The 18,533-nt window shown below is 63.4% G+C and carries 20 protein-coding genes and 1 pseudogene; 14 read left to right on the plus strand and 7 right to left on the minus strand.

From position 1 onward, the window contains the following. Positions 1 to 68 precede the first annotated feature (68 nt). Both FV242_RS15915 and FV242_RS15920 read right to left on the minus strand, forming a co-directional pair. Positions 69 to 614 (minus strand): alpha/beta fold hydrolase, encoded by a 546-nt coding sequence (locus FV242_RS15915; protein ID WP_246692725.1) that lies wholly within the window; start codon positions 612 to 614, stop codon positions 69 to 71. 356 nt (positions 615 to 970) lie between these two features. Beyond that, complete coding sequence (locus FV242_RS15920; protein ID WP_147939581.1) at positions 971 to 1,888, minus strand: LysR family transcriptional regulator; 918 nt, start codon at positions 1,886 to 1,888, stop codon at positions 971 to 973. A 129-nt stretch (positions 1,889 to 2,017) separates the two neighbouring features. Between FV242_RS15920 and FV242_RS15925 the strand changes: the two genes are divergently transcribed. Continuing rightward, positions 2,018 to 2,872 (plus strand): alpha/beta fold hydrolase, encoded by an 855-nt coding sequence (locus tag FV242_RS15925; RefSeq protein WP_147939582.1) that lies wholly within the window; start codon positions 2,018 to 2,020, stop codon positions 2,870 to 2,872. A gap of 714 nt (positions 2,873 to 3,586) precedes the next feature. Here the strand turns inward: FV242_RS15925 and FV242_RS15930 are convergent. After that, positions 3,587 to 4,492: a LysR family transcriptional regulator gene (locus tag FV242_RS15930; RefSeq protein ID WP_147939583.1), complete on the minus strand. Its 906-nt coding sequence runs from the start codon at positions 4,490 to 4,492 to the stop codon at positions 3,587 to 3,589. Positions 4,493 to 4,633: 141 nt separating this feature from the next. Between FV242_RS15930 and dctA the strand changes: the two genes are divergently transcribed. Together dctA and FV242_RS15940 are read left to right on the plus strand one after the other, a co-directional pair. Then, positions 4,634 to 5,971: a C4-dicarboxylate transporter DctA gene (gene dctA / locus FV242_RS15935; RefSeq protein ID WP_147939584.1), complete on the plus strand. Its 1,338-nt coding sequence runs from the start codon at positions 4,634 to 4,636 to the stop codon at positions 5,969 to 5,971. Positions 5,972 to 6,044: 73 nt separating this feature from the next. Beyond that, positions 6,045 to 7,208: a mandelate racemase/muconate lactonizing enzyme family protein gene (locus FV242_RS15940; RefSeq protein ID WP_147939585.1), complete on the plus strand. Its 1,164-nt coding sequence runs from the start codon at positions 6,045 to 6,047 to the stop codon at positions 7,206 to 7,208. A 105-nt stretch (positions 7,209 to 7,313) separates the two neighbouring features. Here the strand turns inward: FV242_RS15940 and FV242_RS15945 are convergent, their stop codons facing one another. Continuing rightward, complete coding sequence (locus tag FV242_RS15945) at positions 7,314 to 8,153, minus strand: hypothetical protein (protein WP_147939586.1); 840 nt, start codon at positions 8,151 to 8,153, stop codon at positions 7,314 to 7,316. Between the two features lie 189 nt (positions 8,154 to 8,342). On the opposite strand from FV242_RS15945, the gene FV242_RS15950 reads away from it, so the two are divergent. Continuing rightward, positions 8,343 to 8,588: a hypothetical protein gene (locus FV242_RS15950; protein WP_246692726.1), complete on the plus strand. Its 246-nt coding sequence runs from the start codon at positions 8,343 to 8,345 to the stop codon at positions 8,586 to 8,588. Positions 8,589 to 8,618: 30 nt separating this feature from the next. After that, positions 8,619 to 9,014: an NUDIX domain-containing protein gene (locus tag FV242_RS15955; RefSeq protein ID WP_147939587.1), complete on the plus strand. Its 396-nt coding sequence runs from the start codon at positions 8,619 to 8,621 to the stop codon at positions 9,012 to 9,014. Between the two features lie 67 nt (positions 9,015 to 9,081). Here FV242_RS15955 and FV242_RS15960 read toward each other — a convergent pair whose 3' ends face one another. Then, positions 9,082 to 9,381 carry a hypothetical protein gene (locus FV242_RS15960; RefSeq protein WP_147939588.1) on the minus strand — a complete coding sequence of 100 codons (300 nt, stop codon included), beginning with the start codon at positions 9,379 to 9,381 and terminating at the stop codon, positions 9,082 to 9,084. A gap of 338 nt (positions 9,382 to 9,719) precedes the next feature. Between FV242_RS15960 and FV242_RS15965 the strand changes: the two genes are divergently transcribed. The 3 genes from FV242_RS15965 to FV242_RS36085 are packed head-to-tail and all read left to right on the plus strand — an operon-like array spanning position 9,720 to position 11,362. Next, positions 9,720 to 10,745, plus strand: a complete 1,026-nt coding sequence (locus FV242_RS15965; RefSeq protein WP_246692727.1) for a hypothetical protein — start codon at positions 9,720 to 9,722, stop codon at positions 10,743 to 10,745. A 15-nt stretch (positions 10,746 to 10,760) separates the two neighbouring features. Further along, positions 10,761 to 11,237 carry a molecular chaperone DnaJ gene (locus tag FV242_RS15970; protein ID WP_147939590.1) on the plus strand — a complete coding sequence of 159 codons (477 nt, stop codon included), beginning with the start codon at positions 10,761 to 10,763 and terminating at the stop codon, positions 11,235 to 11,237. After that, positions 11,237 to 11,362, plus strand: a complete 126-nt coding sequence (locus FV242_RS36085; RefSeq protein ID WP_281407072.1) for a hypothetical protein — start codon at positions 11,237 to 11,239, stop codon at positions 11,360 to 11,362. Before FV242_RS15970 ends, FV242_RS36085 begins: the two co-directional genes overlap by 1 nt. A 58-nt stretch (positions 11,363 to 11,420) precedes the next feature. Here FV242_RS36085 and FV242_RS15975 read toward each other — a convergent pair whose 3' ends face one another. Beyond that, entirely contained in the window at positions 11,421 to 12,674 is a 1,254-nt protein-coding gene (locus FV242_RS15975) for an NAD(P)/FAD-dependent oxidoreductase (protein WP_306440308.1), read from the minus strand. Between the two features lie 498 nt (positions 12,675 to 13,172). On the opposite strand from FV242_RS15975, the gene FV242_RS15980 reads away from it, so the two are divergent. The 3 genes and pseudogenes from FV242_RS15980 to FV242_RS15985 form a co-directional block, all read left to right on the plus strand. Then, positions 13,173 to 13,805: a recombinase family protein gene (locus FV242_RS15980; RefSeq protein ID WP_147939591.1), complete on the plus strand. Its 633-nt coding sequence runs from the start codon at positions 13,173 to 13,175 to the stop codon at positions 13,803 to 13,805. Positions 13,806 to 14,370: 565 nt separating this feature from the next. Beyond that, positions 14,371 to 14,688 carry a hypothetical protein gene (locus FV242_RS34585; protein ID WP_187278445.1) on the plus strand — a complete coding sequence of 106 codons (318 nt, stop codon included), beginning with the start codon at positions 14,371 to 14,373 and terminating at the stop codon, positions 14,686 to 14,688. Between the two features lie 43 nt (positions 14,689 to 14,731). Further along, positions 14,732 to 14,893 (plus strand): annotated as a pseudogene (locus FV242_RS15985) (helix-turn-helix domain-containing protein); the annotation flags it as partial. Between the two features lie 121 nt (positions 14,894 to 15,014). On the opposite strand, the gene FV242_RS15990 reads toward FV242_RS15985, so the two are convergent. Further along, positions 15,015 to 15,728, minus strand: a complete 714-nt coding sequence (locus FV242_RS15990; protein WP_147939592.1) for a GntR family transcriptional regulator — start codon at positions 15,726 to 15,728, stop codon at positions 15,015 to 15,017. Between the two features lie 154 nt (positions 15,729 to 15,882). Between FV242_RS15990 and FV242_RS15995 the strand changes: the two genes are divergently transcribed. The 3 genes from FV242_RS15995 to FV242_RS36335 are packed head-to-tail and all read left to right on the plus strand — an operon-like array spanning position 15,883 to position 18,533. Next, positions 15,883 to 17,181, plus strand: coding sequence for an MFS transporter (locus tag FV242_RS15995; protein ID WP_147939593.1), 1,299 nt, complete (start codon positions 15,883 to 15,885; stop codon positions 17,179 to 17,181). Between the two features lie 44 nt (positions 17,182 to 17,225). Beyond that, positions 17,226 to 18,305 carry a tartrate dehydrogenase gene (locus FV242_RS16000; RefSeq protein ID WP_147939594.1) on the plus strand — a complete coding sequence of 360 codons (1,080 nt, stop codon included), beginning with the start codon at positions 17,226 to 17,228 and terminating at the stop codon, positions 18,303 to 18,305. A 39-nt stretch (positions 18,306 to 18,344) separates the two neighbouring features. Beyond that, positions 18,345 to 18,533 carry a hypothetical protein gene (locus tag FV242_RS36335; RefSeq protein WP_368732196.1) on the plus strand — a complete coding sequence of 63 codons (189 nt, stop codon included), beginning with the start codon at positions 18,345 to 18,347 and terminating at the stop codon, positions 18,531 to 18,533.

Raw genomic sequence — 18,533 nt, forward strand, 5'->3', positions numbered from 1 at the left:
TCCCGGCGAAGCGGGCGGGCAGGTGCGGCATGGGGCGTCTCTGGCGAGGGACACCACCAGCCTATCCATCAAGCCCGCTTCGTCACCCAGCGCGTTCCACGGCCGGTCGAAATGGCCAAAGTCGAGCTGAGGGGCGCCCAGGTCGCCTCGCCGAGCCCCTCTAGATAGGCGTTGCCGTTCTGGGACACGATGCCGGCGATGCGGTCGGGATGCGCGAGCGCCAGGTTCCAACCCACCGGAGCCCCGTAGTCGAAAGTGTAGAGGCGGTAGCGCCGGAGGCCGAGGACGTCGACGAAGGCCTCGATCGTTCGCGATAGCGACGCGAAGTCGTAGACGTAGCCGCGGTCGTCCGGGACCACCGTGAAACCGAAGGACGGGAGATCCGGCGCGATCAGGCGAAACCGGTCCGCGAGCCTCGGCATGAGATGGCGGAAGTAGAAGGACGAATTCGCGAAGCCGTGCAGCAGCAGGAACACCGGGGCGTCGGGCCGGCCGGCCTCGCGATAGAAGACGTCCACGCCGTCGGCCCGGACCGTGCCGTGGCGGACCTCTGCGACCTCGGCGGGCCGCGTTTCCGCCGCGACGGCGCCGACCGGGCCTAAGCCTGCCGCCATGACGCTGCCGGCGAGAAGACTCCGCCGCGTCGCCCTGGAACGCCCGTCTTGGAATGCCGTGTCCTGTCTCATCGCTCCACTTGCATATGTGCGGGCCGGGGAACGTCCGGATTGCTCGCCTCGCGACCGCGAATGTCGCGCACGTCGAGGCGGATGCACCGGCCTTCGCCGCGAGCCCTCCGACCGTGCCGCGGCGTTCAGGCTCGGGACCGGACAGTGTGATCACGATGAACTCTCTCGGCACTCGCTAGAACACGGAGTTTGCGAAACTCAGCCTTACTTAATTCGAGAGGGATGTGGCCCGGCCTTTTCTTACCCGGCGGACGCTCGTCCCAAGCCGGCGCGCGCATCGGCCTTCATGGGGGTGGGATAACGGCACCCAGCGACGCGCGCATGCGCGGCGTCGCGAAGTCGAGGAATGCCCGCAGCTTGAGCGGGAGGCGGCCATGGCCGACATGGACAACGCTGACCGGGACGGGGGCGAGCTCGAACGACCGCAGCACGAGGACCTGCCGCCCGGCGGCGACCAGGGGTGCCGCTTGGTACGACAGCACCTGCGTGAGGCCCACGCCGGCCGCCGCCGCGTCGAGCGCCGCCTCGGCCGTGTTGACCTGCAGACGCGACCGCACCCGGACCACTTGGACGGCCTTCCGGTCGGACGTGGCGAAGTGCCAGGCCGGGCCGGCGGCCAGGTCGCTGAAGGTCACACACGGGATCTCGCCGAGGTCGGATAGCGTGTGGGGCGTCCCGTGGGCGGCGAGGAAGTCCGGACTGCCGCAGACCACGCGGGTGACCGTGCCAAGCCGCGCCGTCACCAAGTCGCTGTCCGGCAGGTGCGAGATGCGGACCGCTAGGTCCACGTGATCCTCCACGAGGTCCAAGGCCCGGTCGGTGAGGATCAGGCGCACGGTGATGTCCGGGAACCGGGACAGGAACGCCGAGACCACCGGCAGGACGTGCAGTCGCCCGAAAACCAGCGGGGCCGTCATCGTCAACGCGCCGCGGGGCTCGGTGTACTCGCCCTTGACCGCACGCTCGGTCTCCTCGACCTCGCCGAGCAAGCGTCGGCACGCCTCGATGTAAGCGGCCCCCGCGTCGGTCGGAGTCAGCTTCCGGGTGGTGCGGACGAGGAGCCTCGCGCCGAGATGGGCTTCCAGGTCCGCGATCTTGCGGCTGACGCTCGGCAGGGGGGTGCCGAGCCGGCGTCCGGCGGCCGACAGGCTCCCGGCCTCCACGGCAGCGACCAGCAGGCTCATGGCCTCCAACCGGTCCATCGCACCCTCTCGTTTTCAGCAGCGGTAACTCTCGGATAGGTCAGATTATCCCGCAGAGTGCAAGTCGGTATCCATGCCTCACCGACTGCGTGCAGCACGGGCTGCATCGCCGGCACCGGAGGGCGAACGATGACCCAGACCACCTACCGCACCGTCGACATCGACGGCCTCAAGGTCTTCTACCGGGAGGCCGGCGACCCTGCGAAGCCGACGCTCCTGCTGCTGCACGGCTTCCCCTCGTCCGGCCACATGTTCCGCGACCTGATCCCACTGCTCGCGGACCGCTTCCACCTCGTCGCCCCCGACCTGCCGGGATTCGGGCTGTCCGAGATCAAGCCGCGCGCCGCCTTCACCTACACCTTCGACGCGCTGGCGAAGGTCATCGGCCGCTTCACGGAGGTCATCGGATTGAAGACCTACGCGCTCTACGTCTTCGACTACGGCGCGCCCACCGGCTTCCGGATCGCCATGGCGCATCCCGAGCGAGTGACCGCCATCGTCTCGCAGAACGGCAACGCCTATGAGGAAGGGCTGAGCGAGGGCTGGAACCCGATTCAGCGTTACTGGCGGGACCAAAGCGACGCCAACCGGCAGGCGCTGCGCGAATTGCTGACCCCGGCCTCGATCCGCTGGCAATACGAGCACGGCGTTCCGGACACCTCGCTGGTCTCGCCCGACGGGAGCGCCCTCGACGCGTGGTACATCCAGCGGCCGGAGGTCGACGAGATCCAGCTCGACCTGTTCGGCAACTATGCCAGCAACGTGGCGCTCTACCCCGACTTCCAGGCCTATTTCCGCACGCACCGCCCGCGGCTTCTGGCGATCTGGGGGCGGAATGACCCGTTCTTCCTGCCGGCCGGTGCGGAGGCGTACCGGCGCGATATCCCGGATGCCCAGATCCGGTTCCTCGATACGGGGCATTTCGCCCTGGAAACGCATACCAACGAAATCGCCGAGGCCATCACGGAATTCCTCAAGGCCTGAAGTGGAGATTGCTAGGGGCCCGCGACAGCCTGAATGACGGAAGGTACAGAAGGACCGGCCGGCCCTGACAGGGCGGCCGTTCTTTCGAAATCTGCTTGATGCAGCAGGAAGCCATGAGAGACTTCCGCTTTCAAGCGACGTCCTATGGCCGGGGAATGTCCGGTGTGGGCGCATTGCGGAACGTCCGGTTTCGGGGGAAGCGTTTCGGGTTGGTGAGATCTCACTCTGACAGTGACGTGCCGGGTTGCCGCCGGGCCTTAAAAATTATCTCGCCACCTCAATGACATAGGTGTTCGCACTTTTATTCAGACTGGCGCGCCAATTTTCCAATATAAATCAATGACTTGGCTGAGGGGTGGTTAGCCCCTCAGGACCTTTTGGCGTCCGGTGTGCCAAAGGTGTGACAAAGTGATCGTGCCGACGCGGGGCACCGGGGGGGGGGCGTTTTAGCCCCGACTCGCTTGCGAAACTTGACACCTGCAATCGGCCAGCGGATTCGCGCAGCCTGGAATACCGCTTGGCTAAGCGTAGCTGTTCGAGCGGCGATCGAAATTCGCCCTCTACGTTTTCGGAGCCACCGCTGAAAAAACGCCACTCCACGACGCGATCGGGGCATGGGGCCGGAGGTGGCGGCCGACACGCGTGGTGCGGGGCGTGCGGTTTTCTTGAAGCTGGCCGTCGCCTCTAAGAACCACGGCCAGTCGTAACGTACGCTCAAATCTGGTTCGCGAGCAGATTGCTCCAGAGATCGTCAGCGGCCCGATTGCGCCTCTCACGCGACCGGAACAAGCGGATCTCGATCGCGATGTCGAAGTCGTCCGATCCGGCACGGATCAAGCGCCCCCGCGACAATTCATCCTCCGCCAGCGTGCGCGGCAACCACGCGACGCCTTGTCCCTGTCGGGCCATCGTCATCAGAGTCGCGGCCAGATGTGAGGTGATCACCGTCTCCATGTCGGCGGTCTGGCGTCTCCCGGCTGGGTGGGCCGCCAGGATGCGCCCGAGGCCCGACGCTTGACTGTAGGCGAGGTGGCGGATCGGCTTGGTGTCCCGTCCCGGCATCGGCCACAGGGGAGATCCATCCGCGCCGGGCGCGCAGAGGGGGATCAGCACATCCCGGCCCACTTGGAGACTCGGGTAGCGATCGGGATCTAAGCGCATCGGCGCGTCAGCGTGGTAGTGGCACAGCAGAAAGTGCGCCTCGCCGCTGAGCATGATTTGTTCGCAGGCTTGCAGGCTGTCGGAGCTTAAGCTCAGCCCGCCGAGCGCTTCGAACGACATGTGACGGCGTATCCAGCCGGGAAAGAACGTGAACGAGATCGCGTGGGTGGCTGCGATCGACAGATCTGTCGTCTCCTGATCGCCCGCTGCGCGCGCCCCACGTCGCGCCTGCTCCAGGTCGCGCGCGAGGTCCGCCGCGAGGGGCTGGAAATAGGAACCTGCCGGTGTGAGTGCCGCGCCTTGGCCCCCGCGCAGGAATAAAGGCGTACCGACCCAGTCCTCCAGCGCCCGAATTCGGCGGCTGAAAGCCGGTTGCGTAACGTTCCGGGCCTCCGCCGCGCGCGAGAAATTCTTCTGCTCGGCCAGGACCAGGAAGTCCTTGAGCCAGTCGAGGTCCATGCCAATGCCGTCCGCGCATAGCGTGATCCGAACATGGCATTGGCCGACTCGCGGTGTCCAGCCGTATGCCGCCTCCAAGCTCCCGAACGAGGAGCCGACCGCTCTGTGGTCCAGCGCGTGAATATCGGGAGGATTATTGCGATGAAAGAATGGCTCAGCCGCCTTTACATTCAGGTCTTCATCGCAATTATTCTGGGCGGTCTGATCGGTTTCTTCCTCCCCGATGTCGGTGTCACCCTGCAACCGCTCGCGGACGGCTTCATCAAGCTGATCAAGATGCTGCTTGCGCCGGTCATTTTCGGCACGATCGTCGTTGGCATCGCCAAGATGGGCAATCTCAAGGAGGTTGGCCGGATCGGCGTGCGAGCACTGATCTACTTCGAGGTCGTCTCGACGTTGGCTCTCGTGATCGGCCTCATCGTCGTCAACGTAATGCAGCCCGGCGTCGGCATGAACATCGACGCCTCGCATCTGAACGGTAGTTCGATAGCGGGGTACGCCAAGGCGGCCGAGGCTCAGCCCGGCCTCGTCGGCTTTCTGATGGACATCATCCCGACCACGATGGTGGACGCCTTCGCGAAGGGCGCCATGCTCCAGATCATCCTACTCTCGGTGCTGTTCGGCCTTGCTTTCATCCAGGCCGGTGAGCGCGGCAAGGCGGCGGTCGCCGTCATCGACAGCGTCCTCGACGGACTGTTCCGTATCGTCGCGATGGTCATGCGTCTTGCCCCGATCGGTGCTGGTGCGGGCGTCGCCTTCACCATCAGCAAATACGGTCTCAGCACGGTATGGTCGCTCGCCTACCTGATGTTGGCTGTGTACGTCACCTCGGCCATGTTCATCGCCGTGGTGATCGGCTCCGTCTGTCGCTGGACCGGCTTTTCGCTCGTCAAGGTACTTGGCTACTTCAAGGACGAGATACTGATAACCTTCGGGACTTGCTCGACCGAGGCCGTCATGCCCCGGATGATGGCCAAGCTGGAGCGCCTAGGCTGCGAGAAGTCCGTCGTCGGGCTGGTGCTGCCCACTGGTTACACCTTTAACGCGGACGGCACTTGCATCTATCTGACCATGGCGGCGATCTTCGTCGCCCAGGCGACTAACACCCCCCTCGGCATCGGCGACCAACTCGTGGTCCTCGGGGTGCTGCTCCTGACCTCGAAGGGGTCGGCGGGTGTGGCTGGTGCGGGCTTCGTGACACTCGCGGCGACGCTATCGAGCATCCACACCGTCCCTGTCGCCGGTCTCGTCCTTCTGCTTGGCGTCGATCGCTTCATGAATGAGGCGCGTGCGGTCACCAACCTAATCGGCAACGCCGTGGCGACGATCGCCGTGGCGAAGTGGGAGGGCGCCTTCGATCTCACCAAGGCCGAGAACGCTTACCGCAACCGGGCAGCCGTCGCCGCCGGAGACATCATCCTCAAGACGGAAGCCGAGCGCGCTGTGCCCGCTTCTAGGGGCGCCGTAGGCGCGCACTAACGCCGACCATCGGCACCGTTACGGGCGAACCACCCCCTACCCTCTCCAACCCACTCAACACAGGAGAACGACCATGCGCATCGTTGACGTTTGCGAAATCACCAAGCCGATCTCGTCGCCCATCCGCAACGCCTACATCGACTTCACGAAGATGACCGCCAGCCTCGTTGCGGTGGTCACCGATGTGGAGCGTGATGGCCGCCGGGTCGTGGGCTACGGCTTCAACTCCAACGGCCGCTATGGTCAGGGCGGCCTGATCCGTGAGCGGTTCAAGGGCCGCCTCTTGGAGGCCGACCCCAAGGGCGTTCTGAATGAGGCGGGCGACAACCTCTGCCCCCACAAGCTCTGGGCGGCGATGATGACCAACGAGAAGCCCGGCGGTCATGGGGAGCGCTCGGTGGCTGTCGGCACCCTCGACATGGCGATCTGGGATGCCACGGCCAAGATCGCGGGCAAGCCGCTGTTCCGGATGCTCGCCGAGCAGAAGGGCGTCGAGGCGAATCCGCGCGTCTTCGTCTACGCGGCGGGTGGGTACTACTACCCCGGCAAGGACTACAGCGCCCTGCGCAAGGAGATGCGCGGGTATCTCGACCGCGGCTACAGCGTGGTCAAAATGAAGATTGGCGGTGCGCCGATTGAGGAGGATCAGCACCGGATCGAAGAAGTTCTCAAGGAGATCGGCTCGCAAGCGCAGCTTGCGGTGGACGTAAACGGCCGCTTCGACCTGGAGACCGGCATCGCCTACGCGAAGATGCTGCGGCAGTATCCGCTGTTCTGGTACGAGGAGATCGGAGACCCGCTCGATTATGCGCTCCAGGCCGCCATCTCCGAGTTCTATCCCGGACCGATGGCGACCGGCGAGAACCTGTTCTCGCACCAAGACGCACGCAACCTTCTGCGCTACGGCGGCATGCGGCCGGACCGGGACTACCTCCAGTTCGACTGCGCCTTGTCCTACGGCTTGGTCGAGTATCTGCGCACCTTGGAAGTTCTTGCGCAGTTCGGCTGGTCGCCCTCGCGCTGTATCCCGCACGGTGGGCACCAGATGTCACTCAACATCGCCGCCGGGCTGGGGCTCGGCGGCAACGAGAGTTACCCAGACCTGTTCCAGCCCTACGGCGGGTTCCCGGACGGTGTGAAGGTCGAGAACGGGCACATCGTCATGCCGGAGCTTCCAGGCATCGGTTTTGAGGGGAAATCGGATCTGATCAAGGTGATGCGCGAACTGGCTGAGTGAGGGATGTAAGGCCGGGTTGGATCAAGCGACCTCGCCCGGCCCTTCGATGCGCCTTGTTGGGCGGCCATCTTTGCAATGAAGCGCCCGCACCATGAGCGCCACCGCTCAGTGCCTCGACCCGGTAGGTTGAGAGACCTCCGCCTCGAACGCGAGCGCCCGATCGAACAGCGGGGCCGTGCGGTACTCGCGCACATAGCTCCACGCGAAGGATCCCGGCTCACCGACCCTGCGCGTCTCCAGCAGGCCGAACCATGTCAACGGCCGCAGAATCCGGCCCTCGAAAGCGAAGGCGAGGAAGTCGGGTGCCGTCTCTTCCGCTGCCGCATCAAGCACGGTGCAGACCGGCAGCAGATCCCCGACGCTGCTCCATTCACGTGCCGCCGCCGACAGACACCAGAGCACGAGGCCAACGTGATCCTGCGGCCAGCCATTGATCGGCACGCGGTCCAGCGAGCCGAGGTCGAGCCGCCAGAACACCAGCGCGAACAACCGCCGGAAGAGTTCGACGCTCCGGTCCTCCAACGCGAGATCCTGCCCGACCTTGGTGGCGAGCAGTTTGCGCTCACGGCGGCGGAAGATTTTGGCCGCCTGTGCGATCAGGCGGGTGGTCTCGATCGGCATCACGTCGGCCTCGTTGAGGACCTTGTTGACGGCCAGCACTTCAGTCTTGTCGTAGTCTGGCCAGACGAGATTATCGAACAAGGCGCGTGTGTCGGCGCGCGATAGGGCACGTTTGGCAGTCAGCGTCAGCCCGCTGTTCGCCTGCGCGTGGGCGATCATCAAGCGCAGCGTCGCCAGCAACGGCATCTCGGCAGCGCTGATCGCGTCGAGATTCGGCCCCAACCGAATTGCAGGAGGTGGGCCGCCGTCAGGCCGCGCGAGCAGTCCCGCAACACCGGACCGCGTGAGAAGCGACCACGCGGGCAGAGGCTCGATTTTCATCATCGGCCAGCTTCTGTCACCGCGCCCCACCACAGACAAGATTCCGTCAACCACAAGTCGATATTGCGGGCGAAGACGCATGCCGGTCGGCCGTCGTCTCACGACAGGGCTCAGCCCTTAATCGTTCTTGCAATCAGGGTTCGTGAAGCGTGCCAACGGTCGCGTAGCGAACCCGCATCAGGATTATCGCCCGTGAACTTCACTGTCATCGCCCGCACACAGTCGAGCGAGACTATCTTCCACCACGCCTCACTCCTGAATGCGATCTCTCAGGGCATGAGCCTGAGCGCCTCAGGCAAGGCCGATGTGCGGATTGCAGATGGGGACGGCCTTTCGAGGACACCTGCGGAACTGTTCCGGCGCATGTTCGGCGGAAACAGCGTCGAGAGAGCTTGCGACCCTGTGACCTCGTCTATTGCTGAACCTATCGCCGCGTAGAACGTCTCCCGTTCGGCAGGGCGCCTGATCATGGGCAACTATGACAACACACCGACTGTCGTCGTTGTCCTCGTGCCGATCCGAGGCGGCCTACTGATGATCCGCCGCGGTGTTGCAGACGGGCATGGCGAACTCGCGTTGCCCGGCGGCTATCAGATGCGCGGAGAGACATGGCAGGAGGCAGGCGCGCGTGAGGTCTTCGAGGAAACCGGCGTGCGCATCGAGGCCGATCGCCTGAGGCTGCTTACAGTCGTAACGACACCAGATCGACGGCAGAATCTCCTGTTTGGGCAAGCGCCGCCCGTCGAACATGAAGGCTCGTTCGCCCACGATGGCGAAGTGCTGGAGGTGGTCATAATCCACGAGCCGGTGCGCACCGCCTTTCCTCTGCACGACGAGATGGTCGAACGCTTTTTCCAGCGTTAGCAGGCGGCGACAGCCGAAGACTTGAGCGGCTGACCCGCGGCGCAGTTTCCCGCTCACAGTTGTCCCATCACCGGTTTCTGAAGCTGTTCTGCAACGCCTGCTGCGCCAGAAGCGAGACCGCCATACGCCCTCCCCAACTTCCGCCGAATCGTTCGCCATGCTTGGCACGAAGCTGCGCCAAAACGGCTGCCCGGACGCGTTCGTGATTTAGTTCGACGTGGCGCCGCCAGAGCGCTTGCTCGACGGCCCGATGGTACTCAGCGCGAACATCTAACAGCGGCAAGCGTGCTTCACGACGTAGAACCTGCCGTCGTAGAAGATCCGAGAAGATCGCCCCGCGGTCGATCTTCGGCAGAGTGTTCTGCATGCCGCCGAACGCCTTTATCCTAACGGTCGATGTTCCCACTGAAGCGAATGAAATCTGAACCTCGTTCAGAGCAAGTACGTTGCCTGACAGCCGCAACAAGAGATCTACGCAATAGACCGCAGCGTCTCACCAAGGGGTATGTTCTCGATTTTAGTCCGATATCATGTTATCCAAAGGCAATGCTGCTATCCCAAGAAGCTGATCTGACGACTCGGGATAGAAGGCCGCCGGCCAGACCCTACACCGGCTGGGCACTCGATCGTGTAGTCGGTCTCGATCGAGATACGCCAAGTTTGCTGGCAGCGAGCTTCTGCTTCGGAGCACAGCGGCGGCAGGCGATGTTTCTCGTCTTGGCGCTCGTCGAGATCCTCGGCATCGATGAGATCGCCAGCCACCTGCGCTCCTCGGCGATCACGCCGAAATTTGGAGCCGCGACTTCCGCGACGGTCGTCGGTCAAACGATCCTCTCTGTCCGCCGACCTCGTGATCTGGTCAGGACGATACTTGCCGGTCCACCGGTTGGTCTGCTCGGAACCCTTCGGCGATTTGGGCCTGATCCGGTCGGAGAGCCTCGTGTCTACTACGACTGTGCTCGCATGTACCTCTCGAAGGATCCGGCCGACCGGCAGCGTGTAAAGGTCTTAGGCCAGATCGCCGGTAACCTTGTTGGTGCACAGATCCAGGTCGTCGATGCCCTTGACCCTGTTCTCCTTCACCCGGCACTGGTCGGGTGCCTCTACGAAGTTCGTCAAGTTACAGAGATTCAGGATGCGCTCTCGTACATCAGGGCGAGATGTTCCGGTGCCACCGACGATGCCATTCGGGCAAGCCTGTGTCGGCTTAAGCCGGGCGGTCATCGCGGTGATCTGATCCGGTACTGGGCCGCGCGCTTCGACATCCCCCCAGTTGAACTTGATCTCCATGACGACCCGACGCTGATCGCCCTCGACAGTGCCGCAGCGCTTGCTGACGCAGGACGGCGCTACAGAAATTGCTTGGCCACGAGGATCAACGAGGTCTTCCTCGGCTCCGCTGCCTACGTGGAGTTCAAGCCCGGACGGCGTGGTACTCCCGGCCTGATCGCCGAACTCCGCCACACCGACCAAGGCTTCTTGCTGGAGAAGATCTACGCGGCTGGTAACCGGCGCGTACACCCCGAACGGGCTCAGATCGTCCGGAGGAAGCTCTCCGCCTGCGGGATAGCCCTACTGGCGCACGCTCCGGGAGAACACGAGCCGGTCGTTGCGGCAGCGCGGCTGCTCAACGAGCACACCCTCGTCGAGCCAGACAATGACGCGGGCTGGGGTGTCGAAATGCTGGAGGTCGCACAGGACCTGGAGCAGTTTCTTGACGAGGCGGCTTGATATGGGCGTCCGATAATGGACTGGACCGACTGGAACGCCGATCTCGAAAATGATCGTCTCGAAGCACTCCGTCCCCTCCTGGAGGAGTATGCCATCAAGGCACGGTGCGTTCTGCGGCTGGTAGATGCTCTTCTTCACGAAGGAGACCAACATCCAGATATCGCGCACAAGTACGAACGCCTCCAAGCCGACTACCACGAGGCGGTCCTCCGGATCGAAGCGCTCCAGCACCAGCTTGAGACCGCCCGCGCCTGGATCTCCACGCTTCAGACCAGGATCGCCGAGGCTGAGGATATCGAGGAACGAGAAGCGGTGTACTCGGTCGTCGGGCTGACGGTGACGGCGGAAGATGTCGTGGTAGTCGCCGCCCGGCGCGCACTGCTGGCGCATCTGCATCCCGATCGTGCGGCGGAGCAGGACAAGATCAGGATGTCGGCTCGGTTCGCCACTGCGTCGGCGGCCTTCGACAGGATCGAGAGGCTTCGTCGTTGATGACGCTGATCTCGATGGTCGTGATCGCCTACGCCTGCTGTCGCCCGCTCGCCTGGATCTCGATGCGGATGATCGCGTTCGCGGTCGTGTTCTTCGTCGGCTGGAAGTTCATGGGGAGGCGCTGATGGATCTCACACTTCACCAGACCATTCTCTACCACTGCATCCGACTCGTAGTGGACACTCACGGAAGCATGGGCGCGAGCATCGCGACCACGCTGTGAGGTGCGCCAGCGCCGAAGAACTGCATGAGGTTCTGCGCAGACGCATCGGCGATCCGGGCGCTGCGGGGGAACAGGTCGTACTCGTATGCGGCGAGCGCCGTTTCGATGTCGTCGGGTGCTTCAACGATCGCCTTGGCGAGTTCCGCACCGTCGTAGAGGGCAAGGTTCGCCCCCTCGCCCGCGAACGGCGACATCAGGTGCGCCGCGTCACCCAGCAGAGTCAGGCCGGGCACACGGTCCCAGCGGTGGCCGACTGGAAGCGCGTGGATGGGACGAAGGATGGGATTGGCGTCGTGGGTCGTAATGAGGGCCGTCAGGTGCTGCGCCCACCCCACGAACTCCGCCGCAACGTGGGCCAGGGCAGCCTCCACGTTACAGAAGTCGATGACATCGAACCAAGACTCCGGCCTGTTCAGTGCTGTGTAGGTGCGCAGCCGTCCATCTGCATGCCTGTGAGCTAGGATGCCCTGGCCCGGTGCCACGGCCATGAGCGTGCCACCGCCAATCGCGTCCGCGCTGGCCTTGAGGCGCGTGTCGCCGTCGCGGACGGTCGTCTCGACGAACGAGACACCCGCGTAGGCGGGCCTCTCCCACGAGAGCAGGGGACGAACCTTCGACCACGCCCCGTCCGCGCCCACGAGCAGGTCGGCTGTGATCGTCGCGCCGTTCGTGAAGGCGACCGCATGCCGCCCATTCCCGCACGCGGTGACCGTGATCGCCATGTGGCCCCAGCGGATCGTCTCCGCGGGGAGCGAGGTGATCAGCATCCGCCGCAGGTCACCGCGATCGACTTCGGGCCGATGACCCACGAGGTCGCCGGGCAGGTCGAACAGGATATCGCCGCCGTGATCGACGACGCGCTTGGCGTTTTCGCCAGGGCGCACAAGGCGGAGGAAATCGTCGTGGAGACCCGCAGCCCTCAAGGCGATCTGTCCGGTGTGCTCGTGGATGTCGAGCAGGCCGCCCTGGGCTCTCGCATCGACCGATGGTTCGGCTTCGTAGATCGCCGCCGTGATCCCGTGGAGATGAAGGACGCGGGCCAGCACGAGGCCGCCGAGGCCCGCGCCGAGGATTATGATCGACTGTCGCATGGGTGCGCTCCTGCGACCGTATGCGATCAGCACCTCTGCGTGCCGATCACCACGGTTGCCCGAGGTCGTCGGGCGGTTGCTTTGGAGACGCTGGCCGACCCGCGCGAGGCGCGCGGATGACATGCATTCGACAGCCCTAGGCCGGGCGGTCGTTTTTCGCGACACCGCCGAAATTACTTCCGGTCATACGGTTCGGCAACTGCCCGATCCCACAGCCAGAAATGATTGCTTGTGGGATGCGCCCCGGCCTCCCGCCACTCAGATATCGGTGGCCTGCCCCGCATTGTCCCATTCGAGGTGCGGAACACCGGTCTCAGCGAAAATCACCATCGCCACAAGCGCGGTCGCGACGAGGCAGGCGCAGCATCCAACAACCACAACCATTCGCCCATGTCCCTCAACCTTCGGTTGAAATATCTCGGAACCTGGTTAGCGAATGGTTAAGTTGGATCGGCGGCGTAACGGCATCCTGGCCGCTCCCGCAACTTCATGCACGGTGTGCAGGTGCAATTTCGTATGCCGCTCCTGAACCAGCCGGGCGACGGCTAGAAATCATCAACTTGACCATTCAAATTGAACCGGTCATTATTGAACCATCCTAAGTGAACTGATGGATGGTAGATGCACGTCCGGGCCTACATGCGCGCGTCAGCCGTCCACCAGGATGCCGAGCGTGCCCGCGGTGCTCTCGAAGGTTTCGCCCACGAACGTGGCCTGCGCATTGCCGCATGGTATGTCGAGAACGAGTCGGGCGCGAAGCTCGCCCGGCCCGAAATCTTCCGCCTGTTGCGGGATGCGCATCCTGGCGATGTGTTGCTGATCGAGCAGGTGGACCGGCTGTCGCGTCTCACCACCGACGATTGGGAGACCTTGAAGGTCGAGATTTCGAACCGACACGTGCGGGTGGTAGCGCTCGACCTTCCGACATCCTGGTCGATGATCTCCCAGAATACGGACGAGTTCACCACCCGCATGTTCGCCGCCATCAACGCCATGCTTCTCGATATGTTGGCGGCGATCTCCCGCAAGGACTTCGAGGACCGGAGACGGCGTCAAGCTCAAGGACAAGCTAAGGCGAAGGCTGAGGGCCGCTACAAGGGCCGCGCCGAAGACGCGAAGCGCAACTCCAGCATCGCTACGATGCTGATGAAGAAGATGTCTTGGTCGGAAATTCAAGCCGCGACCGGATGCAGCCGGGCTACCGTTGCCAAGATCGCTAAGCGTGAGCGAGATCTTGGAGTTCAAGAAGATTGAGGAACTGCCTGATGCGTTCCCGCTGTCCGGCCTAACGGATGATGCCGCTTGAACCTCTCACGGCGCGGTCGTTCGGCTCGTCTCCGGATCGGGCGTAGCCGTTACCAGCTTTTACGATGTACCTGTGCCGTCATTTGTTGGTCTAAAACGCTCCGGTCCATCGTATTGGACGTATACTTGATCGTCGTGATCGGCGCTCATGTATAAGTACATGGAGGGATATCTCCGAGATCTCACCCAAGGAAATTTCCATGTACGGTTTTCAACTTTTACGTCTATTCGATGATATGAAGTCAGTAAGTTTGGTTTCGTCACACGAGCAATTCTCGCGATCCTGGTGCGATCGCGGTCCCGGATATCTTCATGACTATACCCGGCGTGATGGGGCGACGGCGAGGGTTTCGCCTCGGACAATCCAGCGTATCCGCATGCGGCTGGCCGAGGCCGGTACACTTCTCACCGGAGAACTTCGCGACCGCGTGCAGGCATATGATGCTGAAATCCTCCGCGATCTTCCCGTCGTCGATCTACTGTCACGTCGTTCGATCGATGCGCGGTGCTCGTGATGGCTATTCGAAATATCGAGAGCATCCGGCGCATGATCGCCCGCTTACGTTCTGATCCTCACTTCAAGGCGATGATCGCGCGTAACAACTTCGCCACCGCCGCCTCTACAGCGATGGTACTGGACCTAAATTCCCGGTCACAGAACGATCGCCACCACTACGCCGCGCAGTGGTGTGAAGCCGAGGCCAGGGGCAAATGGCGTCGGCTCATTGTCGAACGCGTGCGTCATGCCCGCCTCGACCGGGTGTACTTCGACTTCGAGTACGAGACCGACCAGAAGGCGTTCGACGACTGGCTGGCAGCACAAGGATGGTGAGCGCAACGCTCTTGTTCGCGATCGCTTTTGGCCGCGTAGTTTTCACGGTCGCATGAACGAGACCGAGTTGATGATCATGGACGTGTTCTTCTACAAGCTGCGGGAGAAGCTCGCCAACGCCAGCCAGGGCAAGAACTACATCGAGACCGTCTGGGGCCGCGGGTATGTCCTGCGCGAAGACGCACCCGCGATGCGAGTCCTGTAGAGTTGATCCATCCCCTTCGGCACTGAGACCGAGATTATCCCGGCAGGCTCTCGGCGAAGTCTCCGGGATTTCTCCCCACTGACCGAGAATCGTCACGCTTTCCGGTTCGCCGGTATCGTCCTCAAAGGTGCTTCAGTCCGTAATTCTTCAGGATCGGCAGTAGCTCGTCCCGTGCGCGGATACGGTGCAGGCGTGCGGCCTCCAGCGCTTCGACGGGTTTGCCTGCGCGAATGGCCACAACCAGCTTGCGGTGCTCAATGATCGAGGCATCAAGCCCCCTGCGGAGGTTGAGCGTTAGCATCCGGGCGCGGTGGGACTGGTCGTTCACCGCCTGGATGATCCGGCTTATCCGGCCGTTGCGCGCGTGCTCGATCAGCGCCGCGTGAAACGCTCCGTCCGCCTCGCCCCACGCTGGCAAGTCCCCACTCTTGTGCGCGCCCTCCATGGCGTCCGTGTGGACATCGAGGACACGCACGGCGGCAAGCCGCTCGACCACCGGCAGCGCAGCAACAAGTTCTGCCGCACGTCCTTCGATGCCGATGAGTACGTCGTAGATCTCGCGCACATCATCTGGCGCGAGCGCCAGGATCAGAATGCCCTTGCGCGGCAGCACACGCACCAGACCGTCCTCTTGCAGGCGGATCGCGGCCTCGTGCACGGGGGTGCGGCTCATGCCCAATCGCAACGCGATTTCCTGCTCTGACGCTTGGTAGCCCGGCGCGAAGCTGGCATCGCGTATCGCAGCACGCATGGCAGCATAGGCGTCATCGACGAGCGAGGTCTTTTTCTCGGTCTCTTCCGTGTCTGGCCGTACTTCGGCTCGCGCTCGCGCCATTCTTCGCCTCCCCCGTCGCAGCATGCCTATCATCTTCCATGCCTGCTGAGGAACAGGGATTGACACAGATACCTGACGCTCCTAACCGTATTCTAGCTTGCATGGAAGATGGCGCTCCAGGATCAACGGAGCAACCCGGCGGCAGGAGGAAACGATGGACGCGTCGCTTGAAAAGGCGACCATGCGCCGGGTCTCATGGCGCTTGGTCCCCTTCATCTGCCTGCTCTACTTCATCGCCTTCATCGATCGAGTGAACATCGGGTTCGCCGCACTGACGATGAACAAGGATCTCGGCTTCACGTCAGCCGTATTCGGCTTTGGAGCAGGGATATTTTTCTTCGGTTATTTCCTGTTCGAGGTTCCCTCGAACATGGTCCTCGACAAGGTCGGTGCGCGGCTCTGGATTGCCCGCGTGATGATCACTTGGGGGATCATCTCGTTTGCGTTTGCCTTCGTGCAGGGCGAGTACAGCTTCTACACCCTCCGGTTCCTGCTCGGCGCGGCGGAGGCGGGCTTCTTCCCCGGAATCATCCTTTACTTGAGCTACTGGTTCCCGATCCGCTACAGGGCGGGCGTCGTTTCCCTATTCATGGCCGCAGCACCGATCTCAGTTGTGCTCGGCTCGCCGCTGTCGAGCGCGCTACTAGAGATGGAGGGCATCCTCGGTCTGCACGGTTGGCAGTGGATGTTCATCATCGAGGCCGTTCCGGCCGTCATCCTCGGCGTGATCGTGCTTTTCTACATGACCGACCGGCCCGAGAAGGCGAAGTGGCTCCCGGACGATCAGCGCACGTGGCTGGTCTCCGAGATGAACGAGGAACATGCGCGCAAGAAGGTGGTCGCCAAGCACGGGATCGTAGCGGGTATGTGCGACCCCCGCGTCCTGGCGCTCGCGCTGATCTACTTCGGCACCTCGGCCGGTCTGTACACGCTCGGCATCTGGGCGCCGCAGATCATCAAGAGCTTCGGCTTGTCCACGATGGCGGTCGGCTTCCTCAACGGCGTTCCGCCAACCATCGCGATTATCGCCATGATCCTGTGGGCGCGGCACTCCGACAAGACACGCGAGCGCACGTGGCACGTGGTCATCGCTTGCCTCGTCGCGGCAGCGGGTCTGATGCTGGCCGGGGGAGCATCCTCGACCATTGCGGTCGTCGCGGCCCTCACCCTCGTCAACATCGGCATCAGTTCGGCCAAGCCACCGCTCTGGGCCATGCCGACGATGTTCCTGTCTGGTTCGGCCGCGGCGGTGGGCATCGCCACGATCAACTCAATCGGCAACCTCGGCGGCTTCGTCGGCCCCTGGGCGATCGGATGGATCAAGGATCGGACCGGCAGCTTCACGGGCGGCCTGATCTTCGTCGCCGGGCTGCTCGTCCTCTCCGCCGTCGTCACCCTCCTAGTTGCTCGCGCGGGGCGGCGTGCCGAACCCACGGGCGCCGTCGCCCGCTGAACCTTCCCCGTTCCTAGACCCTCTCAAACTCACGGAGACCCGTCATGACACAGACCTACAACATCGCCGCCATTCCCGCGGACGGCATCGGCATTGAGGTGATCGCGGCAGGCATCGAGGTACTCGATGCCCTGGCCGAGAAGAACGGAACGTTCAAGTTCAAGTTCGATCACTTCGACTGGGGCTCGGACTACTACAAGAAGCACGGTGTTATGATGCCTGCGGATGGACGCGAGCAGATCCGTAACCACGACGCGATCTTCTTCGGCGCAGTCGGCGCGCCGGACGTACCCGACCACATCACCCTGTGGGGTCTGCGGTTGGCCATCTGCCAACCGTTCGACCAGTACGCCAACGTCCGACCGACCCGCATCCTGCCGGGCATTACCAGCCCCCTGCGCCACGTCACCGGGCCGGAACTCGACTGGGTGATCGTCCGTGAGAACTCCGAGGGCGAGTACGCGGGCGTCGGCGGACGCGTTCACCAGGGTCACCCGAACGAGGTCGCCACCGACGTGTCTATGATGACCCGCTCGGGCGTCGATCGCATCATCCGCTACGCGTTCAAGCTCGCCCAGTCTCGCCCGCGCAAGCTACTCACGGTCGTGACCAAGTCGAACGCGCAGCGCCACGCCATGGTGATGTGGGATGAGATAGCCGCCGAGGTTGCTGCCGACTTCCCGGACGTGACCTGGGACAAGATGTTGGTCGATGCGATGACAATGCGCATGACGATGAAGCCCCAGACTCTCGATACGATCGTGGCGACGAACCTGCACGCCGACATCCTGTCGGATCTCGCGGCGGCTCTGGCGGGATCGCTTGGCATCGCGCCCACCGCCAACATCAATCCCGAGCGCACGTTCCCGTCGATGTTCGAGCCGATCCACGGCTCGGCCTTCGACATCACCGGCAAGGGCATCGCCAACCCGATCGCGACCTTCTGGACCGCATGCCAGATGCTGGAACACCTCGGCGAGAAGCCCGCGGCCGAACGGCTGATGCGCGCGGTTGAACGCGTCACTGCTGATCCGAGCCTGCACACACCCGATCTCGGCGGCACGGCCACCACCCGTCAGGTCACGGACGCGGTGATCGCCGCCGTGAAGGGCGACAACGAGTAGAACCGGATCGTCACCGAACCCGGCGATTTTCTCCGGCGGCTGTTTGCAGCCGCCGTGGCGGCGGCCGATCCCTCCGTTTGCCTCATCCGACATCTCCCGGAGATGTCGGATGATCGTATGGTTGTCGGTCGAGCCGGAAAATCTGCGGCATCGATGGCGAAAGCCATCGATGCCGCTCAGTGGGTGAGGTCTCCGGGCTCAGCGTCAACTACTTTCGCTCGCTCCTGA

It is taken from the genome of Methylobacterium sp. WL64 (assembly GCF_008039945.1).
In the GTDB taxonomy this organism is placed as follows: Bacteria; Pseudomonadota; Alphaproteobacteria; order Rhizobiales; family Beijerinckiaceae; genus Methylobacterium.

What these genes read in the sequence shown, in the direction of transcription:
- FV242_RS15970 (WP_147939590.1), top strand. Translation starts at nt 10,761, where the DNA reads ATGGACTGGACCGACTGGAACGCCGATCTCGAAAATGATCGTCTCGAA.
- FV242_RS15980 (WP_147939591.1), top strand. Translation starts at nt 13,173, where the DNA reads ATGCACGTCCGGGCCTACATGCGCGCGTCAGCCGTCCACCAGGATGCC.
- FV242_RS34585 (WP_187278445.1), top strand. Translation starts at nt 14,371, where the DNA reads ATGGCTATTCGAAATATCGAGAGCATCCGGCGCATGATCGCCCGCTTA.
- FV242_RS16000 (WP_147939594.1), top strand. Translation starts at nt 17,226, where the DNA reads ATGACACAGACCTACAACATCGCCGCCATTCCCGCGGACGGCATCGGC.
- FV242_RS15915 (WP_246692725.1), bottom strand. Translation starts at nt 614, where the DNA reads ATGGCGGCAGGCTTAGGCCCGGTCGGCGCCGTCGCGGCGGAAACGCGG.
- FV242_RS15945 (WP_147939586.1), bottom strand. Translation starts at nt 8,153, where the DNA reads ATGATGAAAATCGAGCCTCTGCCCGCGTGGTCGCTTCTCACGCGGTCC.
- FV242_RS15925 (WP_147939582.1), top strand. Translation starts at nt 2,018, where the DNA reads ATGACCCAGACCACCTACCGCACCGTCGACATCGACGGCCTCAAGGTC.
- FV242_RS36085 (WP_281407072.1), top strand. Translation starts at nt 11,237, where the DNA reads ATGACGCTGATCTCGATGGTCGTGATCGCCTACGCCTGCTGTCGCCCG.
- dctA (WP_147939584.1), top strand. Translation starts at nt 4,634, where the DNA reads ATGAAAGAATGGCTCAGCCGCCTTTACATTCAGGTCTTCATCGCAATT.
- FV242_RS15955 (WP_147939587.1), top strand. Translation starts at nt 8,619, where the DNA reads ATGGGCAACTATGACAACACACCGACTGTCGTCGTTGTCCTCGTGCCG.
- FV242_RS15975 (WP_306440308.1), bottom strand. Translation starts at nt 12,674, where the DNA reads ATGTCATCCGCGCGCCTCGCGCGGGTCGGCCAGCGTCTCCAAAGCAAC.
- FV242_RS15930 (WP_147939583.1), bottom strand. Translation starts at nt 4,492, where the DNA reads ATGGACCTCGACTGGCTCAAGGACTTCCTGGTCCTGGCCGAGCAGAAG.
- FV242_RS15990 (WP_147939592.1), bottom strand. Translation starts at nt 15,728, where the DNA reads ATGGCGCGAGCGCGAGCCGAAGTACGGCCAGACACGGAAGAGACCGAG.
- FV242_RS15995 (WP_147939593.1), top strand. Translation starts at nt 15,883, where the DNA reads ATGGACGCGTCGCTTGAAAAGGCGACCATGCGCCGGGTCTCATGGCGC.
- FV242_RS15965 (WP_246692727.1), top strand. Translation starts at nt 9,720, where the DNA reads ATGTTTCTCGTCTTGGCGCTCGTCGAGATCCTCGGCATCGATGAGATC.
- FV242_RS15920 (WP_147939581.1), bottom strand. Translation starts at nt 1,888, where the DNA reads ATGGACCGGTTGGAGGCCATGAGCCTGCTGGTCGCTGCCGTGGAGGCC.
- FV242_RS15960 (WP_147939588.1), bottom strand. Translation starts at nt 9,381, where the DNA reads ATGCAGAACACTCTGCCGAAGATCGACCGCGGGGCGATCTTCTCGGAT.
- FV242_RS15940 (WP_147939585.1), top strand. Translation starts at nt 6,045, where the DNA reads ATGCGCATCGTTGACGTTTGCGAAATCACCAAGCCGATCTCGTCGCCC.